At 35.3% G+C, this 12084-nt stretch carries 12 protein-coding genes and 1 pseudogene; all 13 read right to left on the minus strand.

Annotated elements, in window-relative coordinates:
- Positions 1-307 (minus strand): annotated as a pseudogene (locus tag ACODS7_RS28895) (DNA topoisomerase); the annotation flags it as partial.
- Between the two features lie 65 nt (positions 308-372).
- Positions 373-753, minus strand: a complete 381-nt coding sequence (locus tag ACODS7_RS28900) for a hypothetical protein (protein ID WP_207312747.1) — start codon at positions 751-753, stop codon at positions 373-375.
- Between the two features lie 7 nt (positions 754-760).
- Positions 761-1249 carry a hypothetical protein gene (locus ACODS7_RS28905; RefSeq protein ID WP_197263142.1) on the minus strand — a complete coding sequence of 163 codons (489 nt, stop codon included), beginning with the start codon at positions 1247-1249 and terminating at the stop codon, positions 761-763.
- A 20-nt stretch (positions 1250-1269) separates the two neighbouring features.
- On the minus strand, positions 1270-2508 hold the full coding sequence (locus tag ACODS7_RS28910) for a PcfJ domain-containing protein (protein ID WP_243168512.1): 1239 nt from the start codon (positions 2506-2508) through the stop codon (positions 1270-1272).
- 327 nt (positions 2509-2835) lie between these two features.
- Positions 2836-3369 (minus strand): hypothetical protein, encoded by a 534-nt coding sequence (locus tag ACODS7_RS28915; RefSeq protein WP_078186801.1) that lies wholly within the window; start codon positions 3367-3369, stop codon positions 2836-2838.
- A gap of 148 nt (positions 3370-3517) precedes the next feature.
- Positions 3518-5290: a VirD4-like conjugal transfer protein, CD1115 family gene (locus ACODS7_RS28920; RefSeq protein WP_243168511.1), complete on the minus strand. Its 1773-nt coding sequence runs from the start codon at positions 5288-5290 to the stop codon at positions 3518-3520.
- An 82-nt stretch (positions 5291-5372) separates the two neighbouring features.
- Positions 5373-5588, minus strand: a complete 216-nt coding sequence (locus ACODS7_RS28925; RefSeq protein WP_078186799.1) for a Maff2 family mobile element protein — start codon at positions 5586-5588, stop codon at positions 5373-5375.
- A 2-nt stretch (positions 5589-5590) separates the two neighbouring features.
- Positions 5591-5755 (minus strand): hypothetical protein, encoded by a 165-nt coding sequence (locus ACODS7_RS28930; RefSeq protein ID WP_166669646.1) that lies wholly within the window; start codon positions 5753-5755, stop codon positions 5591-5593.
- A 15-nt stretch (positions 5756-5770) separates the two neighbouring features.
- Complete coding sequence (locus ACODS7_RS28935; RefSeq protein ID WP_243168510.1) at positions 5771-7489, minus strand: InlB B-repeat-containing protein; 1719 nt, start codon at positions 7487-7489, stop codon at positions 5771-5773.
- 18 nt (positions 7490-7507) lie between these two features.
- Positions 7508-8002, minus strand: coding sequence for a hypothetical protein (locus tag ACODS7_RS28940; protein ID WP_243168509.1), 495 nt, complete (start codon positions 8000-8002; stop codon positions 7508-7510).
- Positions 8002-8709 carry a CD1107 family mobile element protein gene (locus ACODS7_RS28945; protein ID WP_197263144.1) on the minus strand — a complete coding sequence of 236 codons (708 nt, stop codon included), beginning with the start codon at positions 8707-8709 and terminating at the stop codon, positions 8002-8004. Before ACODS7_RS28945 ends, ACODS7_RS28940 begins: the two co-directional genes overlap by 1 nt.
- Positions 8693-8995: a hypothetical protein gene (locus tag ACODS7_RS28950; RefSeq protein ID WP_488828196.1), complete on the minus strand. Its 303-nt coding sequence runs from the start codon at positions 8993-8995 to the stop codon at positions 8693-8695. Before ACODS7_RS28950 ends, ACODS7_RS28945 begins: the two co-directional genes overlap by 17 nt.
- 33 nt (positions 8996-9028) lie before the next feature.
- A complete protein-coding gene (locus tag ACODS7_RS28955) occupies positions 9029-11944 on the minus strand; it encodes a bifunctional lytic transglycosylase/C40 family peptidase (protein ID WP_488828198.1) in 2916 nt (971 codons plus the stop codon).
- Positions 11945-12084: the final 140 nt, after the last annotated feature.

Below are 12084 nucleotides of genomic sequence, written 5' to 3' on the forward strand. Positions count from 1 at the left end.
CATCTGCTTTTTGTAGCCATTGTTTCGCATTTTGAAAAATCGACTTTTTATCTTTAGACACCTTCATTTTAAATTCTTCTGGAATAATAGGTAGTTGGTCCATACTCCAGTTTTTCCATTCTTCTTTATACTCGCCAGGATTACATAATTCGATAAGATGACCGAGTGCCGAAATCATGACGACTTCTTCGTCTCCAAAGATTTCTTTGTCCCTCACCGTAATATGTGTACTTTCTCGTTTAACGCTTTGAAAGGCTTCCGAGTAACTTTTCATTTGCTGCGGTTTTTCACATAGTATCACTTTCATATGAATTCCTCCCACTTTATGTTTCAATGTCGTCTCCTATATTTCTCATCCGCCTATAGATGGGTTCATTGCATATAACGCATCCACAGCGGTGTTTTTTGAATTTGAAAGTACGTACAAATCGTATCTAACATTTTCTCGGTTACCATGCCTTTTCTAATTAGATTGTGAATCTCAGATTCTGAAACTTCCATCGCATTTGCAAATTCTTTCATAGACAATCCTCTCTCTGTGTATAAAGAACCCACTACATGTCTGAAATTCCCAGCATTTCCTTGCTCGTATAACATTCTATACCGCCTATCTAAACCGTTTTGTTTCTTTACAAGTCTCTTGGACGGCGTTTGGTTACATTCTTTTTTGATTTTCTTTAACTCGTGTTCCACATGCTGTAGTTCCCATAACAACGCTTGGTAACTATATTTTCTTATCTGTTCTCTCTTCATATTTTCACTACTCCTTATCTTCTGATAGGATAACTGTATGCACATGATAGATAGAATCCTTTTGATCTAAATGTGCAACAGAAAACACATTTTCCGTACCATTCTTTTCTGTTTCAATGACGTCTGATAATAATTCCTCTACCTGTCTCGCATGCAATAGATGTTCGCAGTTATCACCTGTTTCTTTATCGTGTACATCCAAATACATAATATCGTTTTTCAAAATTCCCAAATGATTATCCTCTACAATTCCTGATACTAATTTGTACATCTTATCTCTTAGCTGTAATCGTTCCTCCATGCTACTAGGGAACGGAATGACATATAATTCATTTGGTTTTTTCATTAGAAATACATTATTAGTCGTTAATTCATTCGTCCATTTTTGTTTTTTGTCTGTTCGAAATAAATAATTCAAAAAATGCACAAGATGATCTTTATCGTTAAATCCTACTTTCTTCGAAAGTTCACAACGTACATGTATTGTAATCGTCATATGTTTTCCCCTACTTTCTTTTAACTTGTCAACTCTAATATATTTTCAAAGTTAATATCATGCGTGGCAATCTGTATGTTTCTTTCCGTACAATAATCAATCAGAATACGGCTGATTTCTTCTGATGGAACATCATTATATTTCCCCTTCGCTTGCACCAAAGACCACCGTCCTCTTCCGTTACAACGAAATTCTAAGCAATGTGTGACCTTCTCTTGTACTTTCTCTTCCATTACCACAATGTATACATCCTTATGGATTGCTTCCCGTGCATACGAACCGACACATATGTTTAATTTTGTTCCCACTTCTATTAAATGATGGTTGCTCGTTGCTAATAGAAAACGATATTCACTTGTTTCTGTTTCCAATTTCAGCTTTTCTTCCTTTTCGTACTGTATTTCCTCGTATGCGTATTCTACTTTACTTAGATCACTCGCCAGTACATCGTGTAATGTTTCTAAATCATACAATTTTGGTACTTCATACATCGGCATCTCTTCCTGTAACATTTCCATCATTCGCACGATATCTCTCATATATTCGAATACACAATCTTCCTCATTCCTGTTCACCTGTTGTATGATTGCGTTCGCAAACCTTTTTTCACTTTTGAAATGTTGTTTCATCCGTTCGAACTCCTGTAGATAATTCGGATGCAGTTGCCCGATTACATCTTCAATCGGCAGATTGTGAGAATGGATTACTTCAGGGATTCTTGCTAGGTTTTCTAGCATATATTGTTTTACATCCACATTCTCAATGAGATGGACAATATGTTTGTACCACACCCATACACGGGGATTTTCAAATAAAAGATTTCGTTCTTTCTTGGATACTTTCTTATCGAATACCCATTCTACAAGTTCTGACTGCTTATATGGCAACTGGGCTAACTGCTCCCGCTTATATTTATTATCTCTTACTTGAAATCTAAAGGTTGAATATTCCGTGAATTCTAATGGTAACAGCATCAATTGCGGATAGCGTAACAGAATCGGAAATTGCATGACACGAAGCTTTTGGTGTTCCGAAAACCATGTAGGTAAGATCGCCTGTAAGAAATCCTGATAAGCTTCCGTTTGTTCTATATACTGTACATGTGATGATGCAAACTTCCATGTATAGGAACATGCGCCAAATGTGATATTCGCGATCCGATTTTTCTTGGGATTCTGACTCTTTCTAATCAAATAGGTTTGTTTCGTTTGCTTATTATGAGTAATATTGTATCGGTATATCGCCGAGATTTTTCTCATTTTCATTTTCCCAAAATCAAATTTCAAAATGTGATGATAGAACGCACAACTGTATGTAATCTTATGGGCATCATCAAACACTTTTGTGTAAATAGGACTGATATAGGTCGCTCGCTCATATTTCTGAGTTGTTCTTTTTTTGCAAATCGAGCAATAGTACTTGTATTTCTCCCGAAATATTCGAATGTATGCTGGCGAGAACTGCTTACATTCTTTACAGTACACCAAGGAAACTGGTGTCTCTTCCGAAAAGATATCATAGGAATTCATATAAAAACTTTCCTGAAAAGGATTCTTATAAATGATTTCCACCGTAACCTCTCCTCCTTACCAACAGATTTCTTTCCTTTTTGGACGTTGCCGCTTAGATATCTTCATCATCTTTTTCTTTGATTTTCGAATTTGTTCTCCCATATATTCCAGAACACGAGCGGTTATTTTTTCTGGAAAGAATCCTTGTCGTTCTAACAGAATGTTCTCAATTACCCATACTTTTCTTGTGTAATACTCGTATTCTCCGCCTGTTTCATCTGCTGTCGCTTGCAAAGTATGTTCTTCTTTAGATGCTTTGTTGAGTAACTGTAAACCGTAATATGTTTGACTGCGTGCTTCTCTTACTTCCCTTAGCAACAAATACAAATCGTAAGTATGATACTGCTTCAACTCTTCTACAGACTGATGAATGTGTTCTAAGAAGAGTTGTTGTTGCATCTTAGTAAACTCAAAACGCTCACCATTTTGACAAAGCTGTAAGACACCTGTTTGTTGTTCCCGAATACGACCACCACAGAATTCACAAATTTCTTGTACAATGCCATTCTTATCAACCTGTATGGGAGTTGCACAGTATGGACAGTTCACGATTACCACACTTCCTTTCTTTTTTGATCATAGAAACAAGGATGTTTGATGAAGCAACTTATAAAATCATTTAAACCTATTATTAGGAAATTAAAATTTCGGTTTTATTACCATGCTTGTCATGATTCACTTTTCCATTTTTTCTACTCTATATTTCTCGGCTACCATTCACTGTCGTTAACATTAGTTTGGGTTCTTTGGGTGTTCTAAGGACTTCTAAGTATTGATTGATATCAAACCAATATTTTTCGCCCTGCGAATGAAATTTATATCTTGGATGCTTCGTTATATCATACTTTTTATCTTTGAAGGGTTTTTTACCCAATATTTGAACGATACATTCATCACGTTCCATTGTTAATAATTCATCTTGTGTCATCAACGCTCTACCTAATTTGGAATAATTTTGTCCAAAGCTATCATTATTGGAGCGTGTTTTACTTTCGTTATAGTCATTGATTGTTTCTTTTCCAAGTTCTTCACTTAACGATTTAATGGTTGTTTTTTCTTTACTTCCTAAAAAAATAGATGTATCACAGTTACCATCAATTATGTTTGCCTTTTCTTTATAGATGTCTTTCAATTGTGCGAATGCTTGTAATATAATCGTAGCTGAAATGTTTCGTGAACGAATGGTTGCGATTAGTTTTTCGAAATTCGGAATTTTTCCGATGTTCGCGAACTCGTCTAATATAAATCTCACATGTGTAGGTAACTCTCCTTTGTATCTATCATCGGCAATTGTACATAACATATTGAAAAGTTGAGCATACATAATAGCCACAATAAAATTAAATGTTTCATCCGTATCAGGCACGACAATAAATAGTGCTGTTTTACGCCCTTTGTTTCCTAATGTATCTAGGTTTAATTCATCTTTTGATAGTAAATCACGTAGAGCAGGGATATTTAATGGTGCTAACCTTGCACCGCAAGAAATGAGAATACTTTTTGCCGTTTTTCCAGCTGCTAGTTTATATAATTGGTATTGCTTTACTGCAAAATGTGTAGGATCCTCTTTTTCTAGTTGTGCAAACATGTAATCTAACGGATTTTTATAATTCTCGTCATCTTCTTTTACCGTTGAGTAGGAAAGTAAATCCATTAATGTTCCTAGATGTTGTTCTTCTTTAGGGAATTTTGAAACAATTAAACTTAAATACGCTTGATATAATAATCTTTCAGCCTTTACCCAAAAATCTTCCCCTTTTTTTGCGCCTTCCCCTTCTGTATTTACGATAATTGTATTCACAAGTTTCAAAATATCTTGTTCGTTGTACACATAGGCTAGGGGATTATATCTCATACTTTTATTGAATTTTACAGTATTGAATACTTTAATTTTGTATTTCCCTATATTTTTTAACGCCATACCTATCTCATTTACAATTGTTCCTTTGGGATCGGTAACAACAAAGCTGGCATTCATTTGTAACATATTTGGTTTCACCATGAATCGTGTTTTACCACTACCAGACCCTCCGATTATAAGTACATTTTTATTTCGCCTTACCTTAAATGGAGCGTTTTTATCATCCAATCTAATCTTTGTATTCTGTGAAAATAGAATGTTATTATATTGGTCTTCTTCGTCATACATATCTTTTAAATCTTTTTCTACATTCCCCCACTGTGCTGAGCCATGTTCCACACCTTTTTTGTACTTCTTTTTATTCTTTTTCTTATCCCGTATAACAAATACAGCAAATCCTACTAGAAACAAGGGAACAAATAAATCAATCGTATGAAAGGACAACGGAAACGCATATAACAAATATTGTGGTTCTGAAAACAGATACTCGATCGCAATGCCTTCATTTCCTGCAAACGTCACTCTAAAGTAATAAAACAGATAATTTAAGAACATGAACAACATGACACCAAGAATCACATAGATTTTATTTTCCTTGATTTTCCCCATTTTGATACTCCTTGTATGTATGAGTCTTAGTGATAAGGAAGGGGGAGAAAACGTGCTCCCCCTTTTTTTTCCTGTCCCCAGCTTAACTAAATAAAGTTTTTAATTGAGGGACTAGTAACATTCCAATTAAAACAATACCTGCACCAGACATAAACTGTTTCATCCCCTGCGATTTTGCACCCGGATTATCATTCCCATACCCTTCTAACAAGTTGACAGCTCCCCATAATCCTAAACCAGCACCAATTAAATACACTAATTTTTGCATAACATCTACGCCATTTTTAAAAAATTCCACTTTTATTTCCCCTTTTCTTTATTCATATTTGGCAATTCATTTTTTATAAGAATAGATAATAAAATATCTATTCTATAACATTTTATCAGTGTAAGACCACCTTTTAGTAACAAGGTTGCACCGATTACAAGCAAGACGACTTGCGTCACAAGATATATGTCTAACATCGTCTATACCACCCTTTATAGATTTGGATTTTTTATTTGCACCTTCTCTTTCTGCTTTCTCTTTTTGAGAAAGAAAAAAATTCCAATCATGATACCAACCACAGCGATTCCACTACACACCATCATCCAAATTGACGTATGTTTCTCTTTCTTTTGTTCTCCTTTTTTCTCTTGTTTATATAAAAAACTATTTGCGCTATTTTTAGCGGTAGTCGGAACGATTTCTGTTATTTCTGTTGCATTCACTTGAACGGTTCTTGTATCCAGTCCTAAAAAGGTTGAACCTTTATTCACGTACCTTTCTGTATCCAAGGTAATGGTCGTATCTTGTCTCACCGCATATTCTTCATGAGCCTTTTCGTTTTCATCTATTAGTTTTATTGTTCTTCCATACGGTAGCGTGAGACTTGAAACAAATGCACCACTTTCATCTAAAAATTTGACCATGTACTTCTCGCCAATATGTTTATTTTTAAACACATATTTCGTTTCCGTGTATGCGGTAATTTTATTGCTATTTGCACTGTTTGAAGTCCCATTTTCTTTTCCCTTCGTACCATTTTGTAGAGAACCACCCAATGGATTACTTGCAACGGGATTCGCATGGTTCGTATTCGAATTTGTATTGTGCGGATCCGATTTTTGATTGTTATTTGTCGCTACACCTTTGTTGGCATTGGTATTGTCTGTTGTTCCAGTTGCTACTTGATTAGGTACTTCCGTTTTCGTTTCATTCGGGTTTTCTCTGTTGATTTTCTCTTCGTTTACTTCTTTGAAACGTTCATGTAACATCTTTTCCACTTGATCAGAAACATCCTTATCTATAATGGGGACTTTTTCAGATTCATTGATTACTTTTTCACTATTCTCCCATTTTGCATAAAGAGTGATAGAATCTCTCATATTGTCATTGCCAAATTTATTTGTTAACTCAGGATTTGTATACCAACCCATGAAAACCTTGTCTGTATGAGACAGTTTAGGCGTTTGCATCCTTTGACCTACATGCAATGTTACAGGCTCAATCTGTTCCTCTATATTCGTCACAAAGTTCACAGTGATTTCTTCTGTTGTATCGTCAATCCCATTGTTATTCAAATCCGAATAGAATTTAGCGTAATAGACACCTGTCGAATCCGTAATCTTTTTATCATCCATACCTTGTAATTTTTCTTCTACCTTTTTCCCATCACCTGTATCGACTATTTCAAACCAACCTGTAAACTTGTAATGACGATCTGGGTTTACATCGGGTAAAACATCTTTTAACTTTGCATCTTTCGTAGCGCTTTTTACTACTTCTTTTATTTGCTTATGGTTTTCTACTAAATTCCCACCCGCATCTTTCACATAAAACGTAACGAAAAGCTCCTGTTTAGTGGTTAAGACTGGTTTCATACGTAATTTTCCGTCTTTCATTTCAATCGTCCAATAACTTAACATTTTCCCGCTATTCATCTTTGGTTTCTCAAGATGCATGTCTTTATCACTCGTTACTACCATACTTTCCACTACATCATCCTTTTCATTCAGTACTTGGATCATCGTTTGAGATGGGACTTGTTCATGAAATAAAACTTTATTTTCGTAGCTCACTTTCACATAATTCCGAGCAACATTTTCATTTTCTTGTGTCTGTGTAGGATGGTTTACAGTAGCAAGGGCTACTGTGTTACCTATGAAAAAAAGTGATAGAATACCACTAACTACAACTCGCTTTGATTTTCCCCACATATCATGTATCCCTTCTGTTTAATTCTTTTTACCCTTTATTTTTGGGGGCATATGATTCAACTCCTCTTGCGCCTTGCTTAACCAATTCAAGCTAAATTCAACATGGTCCAACACCGATTCTCTTTTACTCGTATTCTCCTTATCACAAGAAGGATTTATATACTCCATAATGGCTTTTTCTACGTTGTCAAAGGGTATATTTGTTATTTGTACATTTGTTTCTTTTTCTAATTTTGCAATCAAAAACCCATTCGTATAATACTCTGGCACTAGAATGGCTTTTTGATGATGGTTTAACACCATAAGTAGCAAGTTGAGTAAAAAAATATTTGTCCCTTGTTTGTCAACCAGAATATTTGTATTCTCTTCTATTTTTGTAAGGGGATATAACTTTGAAAATTCCGATTTATCAACTTGTATCTGTAACTTTTGTTCAACTTGCGCTTCCAATTGTTCATTATTCTGCGTTGGAAGCTGAAACATGTGCTTTTTTATATAGGCTTTAATCAACATTATTCATCTTCCTTATTGTGATTCGTTCTCTCATCTTCGAAATGATCTTCATAATTACCGTCTTTCATTCCTTCTTCCTCTTCATTTTGATTCTTTTTCTTGTTTTTCTTTTTCATGACTAAGAAGTAATATAGCGTAACCCCAACTACAGCAATTATTAATACAATAAGTAGAAACGAATCATTGTTACTTTCTTCTTTTGGTTGTTCTAATGCTGATTGCGTATTTGCTATTGTTTTATCCGCTTCAGCTTGTTTTTGATTTGGTACATTCGGTTTCACACTTGCCCCATCTTTACTAGCTGTTGCAGTCGCTGTACCATCTAATGTTGTCTTTTTCACATCTGATAAAAAATACACATTGTTTTGGGTTTTATCTAAATCTACAATCAAGTAAAATACGTTACTATCTTTATCGGTAATTGTATAAAACGCTTTAGAACCGCTTGTTGTAAAGTCCGTTACTGTCCCTGTACCATCAACTTTTTTTCCGTTCACACTAGCAGGTGTCTGAGCTTCCACTTCTTGTTCTTTCTTTTCTCCCTTAACATCTGGTCCAGAAGGTGGCTCTCCTACTGATTTATTTTCTGTTACCTTTGGTGTTTCGGCTTTCTTTTCTTCCGCATATGCAAAGTTTGAAACACTTGCAAATAACAATGAACATATGAATACCGTTGCGAAAAACAATCGTTTAGTACGTTTTAGCATAACTTTGAGCTCCTTCTCGCATCATACTGGTATCTAGGTTACCTTCTTTCACTTCCGTTTCAACTTTGCTCTTTTCTACTTCATTACCAAGCGCCTTTAGTGCTTCATCAGGACTTACTCCTGTTTCTTGTAGGCGTTTGAACACCTCACTATATTTCAAGTTAAACAGTAGGTCCTTATCGGTAGCCAATCGACTTTTTTCTTCTTTCAAATTGTCATTTAATTTTTCAATTCGCTGTTCTCTTTTTGCAATTTTCCCCTCTAATTTTTGGATACGATCTGACAAAAAAACCACTCCTTACTACTTTTTTAAAACACATTATCTTTTCACTCTGTGAATTCCAGCAAAATGTTGTTGCCAATAAGACGTTTTCCAATTGTGATAACCAATCCCAGCACTTTGACTATCAAACATCGTATTTTCATCAATATAGAATGCAACATGGGAAATATGACCTGGTCCACCATATGTCCCTCTAAAGAAGATTAAGTCACCAGGTTGTGCTTCACTTGGCTGAATGGGTTCCGTTAGCTCATATTGCGTGAGTGCGTATGATGGTAAATCTATTCCAATTTGTTGTAATCCCCATGATGTTAATCCGCTACAATCAAATCCTTGTGTTGGATTTTTACCACCCCATACATACTCCCATCCCTGATACTTCTCAATTTCAACTAACACCTTTCGAAAATCTCCCGAAATGTTCGCACCACTTCCACCAATATATTCACTGATTAATTCACCGTAAAAGAAGTTTCCCCCATTAATGTATTTATAAGGTTTGCCTAACCTCAATGATGTTTCGTTGACATAGGACATCGTTCTTCCCGTTGTATTACCTAAACTTGGGGCTACTATCGTCCGTGAGTATTCTTCAGCTACCTCAAGGTTATACTCTCCTCCTCTTTTACCAAGCCACGTTGCGAAATAATTACCATAATTATAGGCTTGTGCTAATGCTTTCACATTATTTTCATATCCCATGTTAAATGCTTTTAGGGCAAGCAAACATTCTTTTAAATGCTTGACACCTTGTCGAACTGACTCTTCTTCTGTTTGAAATACGTTTGGTCTATCATAACCAGCTGATTCCGACGACTGCATAATGTCGCGAGTCCCCGTTCCACCACTCTCCACCTGAATGATAGCTAACAGTAAATTTACATATGCCTCCATCCCTTGTGCAGTGGCCTCTTTTTCAACAAGTGCTCGCCATTTTTCAACTTCAGGCGATAAGTTTTTTGAAGCTCCAATGTTTCCACCCATTTGTTCTTGTGATGAAGATCCTGCACCAAACATGCCTGCAATGATTAAACAAAGCACTCCAATCAATATAATAGGTAAAACACCTGCTACTCCGCCACCCAATATGGCTGCAACCTTCGTTCCTATCATCTTTTGGATGTTTTGAAGATTAAATTTCCCTAGGCTTTTAAATAAATTAGCAATTTGATCCTTAGCGTTAGATGCAATGCTCGTAAGAGCTCTTGCCTTATTCTTGTCTCGAAGTGGCGTGTAGTACATTTTCTTTTTCATAGCTTTTTTCTTTAGGATAGTCCTAGAATCTATTTTGAGCTTTTTATCTTTAGAAAAAGGTATTAGTTTGCCTTTTTGCTTACCCATTTTTCCTAATTTCGTATTTATTTTTATTCTATTTTTAACGAGCTTTTTTGTGGCTCTAGCAATTTTTGTGGCACTTTGACTCGCTATTTTTACACCATCGTCACCTTGTTCTAACGCTTTTTGATACTTTAAAGCGCTACTTCCGGCTACATTTGTCGTTACTTTTGTTAACTTTTTCGCTGTTACTTTTGTTAGCTTTTTTACACTAGTCTTTTTATCTAGCTGTTTTAATTTTTTGAGGCTTTCAATTTTCCCTTTATCAAGTGTTTTTATATAAAACTTTTCTTGCCTTCTGTCCCTTAATTTCCAAAAACCTTTTTTAGCTAATCCAAATCCTTTTCTGGTTAATCTATAACCTTTAGTAACCCCTTGACTGGCTACCTTAACGCCATCATCACCTTGTTCTAACGCTTTTTGATACTTTGTAATACCACCTTTTAATGAATCCTTTGTAGTCTTTGCAGAAGTTTTAGTGCCATATTTCAAAGAGTTTTTTGCATCAATTAAGGATTTTTCAACTTCAGCTTTTGTAGCAATCAATGAATTTTTACCAAGTTTTCCAATAAACTGTATTCCCTTTTGGACTTTTGGATTAGCATTGAATAATTTTCTAGATTGTTTCTCGTTTTCTCTTAAAATTGACTTTTCCGTTTGGCCTACTTGTTTTTGTCGGGACATTTTTAATGCTTCTGGTTTTTTAACATCTTTGATTAGACCTTGTTGTTTCATTTTTTGATTCATATGTTGAGACTGTTTAGAAGATTGCTTTTGTAATTTTTCTTGCCCTGTTTCTTGTAAGCTTTGAAGGATACTTGTATTCTGTAAAACTTGTTTCTGCTTAGATGTTTCAAAATGGTTATCGACCCTTTGTACCGCACTTTCTGGTTGTTGAAACTCTTGGTTACCGTGCTGTAATAACTTAGAAGACTGTTTTTGTAACTTCCCTTGTCCTGTCTCCGGTTGTGGGCTTTCTATAGTACTTGTAGCCTGTGAAAGTTGTTTTTGCTTGGCTGTTTCATATTTCTTATTTACTACCTGTACCGTACTTTCTTTTTGCTGAAACTCTTGGTTGCTGTGCTGTGATACCTTAGAAGACTGTTTTTGTAACTTCCCTTGTCCTGTCTCCTGTTGTGGGCTTTCTATAGTACTTATAGTCTGTGAAAATTGTTTTTGCTCGGCTGTTTCTTGTTTTTTATTCAATGTCTTTACGGTACTTTCTGGTTGATAAAATTCTTGGGTGGTGTGTTGTGACAGCTTAAAAGATTGCTTTTGTAATTTCCCTTGATCTGTCTCTTGTTGTGGGCTTTCTATAGTACTAGTAGTTTGCGAAAATTGTTTTTGTTCAGCTGTTCCAAATGTTTTATTTAGTACCTTTGCGGTACTCTCTGGTTGATGAAATTCTTGGGTGGTGTGTTGAAATAACTTAGAAGATTGTTTTTGTAACTTTTCTGGCCCAGTATCCTGTTGTGGACTGTCTATAGTGCTTATAGTCTGTGAATACTGCTTTTGTTCGGCTGTTTCATACGTCTTATTTAGTACCCTTGCGTTACTTTCTTGTTGATGAAATTCTTGGTTGCTGTGTTGTGACAGCTTAGAAGATTGTTTTTGCAATTTCCCTTGATCGGTCTCTTGTTGTGGACTTTCTATAGTTCTTGTAGTCTGTGAAAATTGTTTTTGCTTGGTTGTTTCGCATTTCTTATCTATATAAGTTACGTTTAATATTTTAACAATTGTTCAGTTCCTAACCTTTG

The organism is Bacillus sp. FG16 (assembly GCF_057809515.1).

Coding starts and splice junctions, on each gene's coding strand:
- ACODS7_RS28900 (WP_207312747.1), bottom strand. CDS start 753: ATGAAGAGAGAACAGATAAGAAAATATAGTTACCAAGCGTTGTTATGG.
- ACODS7_RS28905 (WP_197263142.1), bottom strand. CDS start 1,249: ATGACGATTACAATACATGTACGTTGTGAACTTTCGAAGAAAGTAGGA.
- ACODS7_RS28910 (WP_243168512.1), bottom strand. CDS start 2,508: ATGAGAAAAATCTCGGCGATATACCGATACAATATTACTCATAATAAG.
- ACODS7_RS28920 (WP_243168511.1), bottom strand. CDS start 5,290: ATGGGGAAAATCAAGGAAAATAAAATCTATGTGATTCTTGGTGTCATG.
- ACODS7_RS28930 (WP_166669646.1), bottom strand. CDS start 5,755: ATGTTAGACATATATCTTGTGACGCAAGTCGTCTTGCTTGTAATCGGT.
- ACODS7_RS28935 (WP_243168510.1), bottom strand. CDS start 7,489: ATGTGGGGAAAATCAAAGCGAGTTGTAGTTAGTGGTATTCTATCACTT.
- ACODS7_RS28940 (WP_243168509.1), bottom strand. CDS start 8,002: ATGTTGATTAAAGCCTATATAAAAAAGCACATGTTTCAGCTTCCAACG.
- ACODS7_RS28945 (WP_197263144.1), bottom strand. CDS start 8,709: ATGCTAAAACGTACTAAACGATTGTTTTTCGCAACGGTATTCATATGT.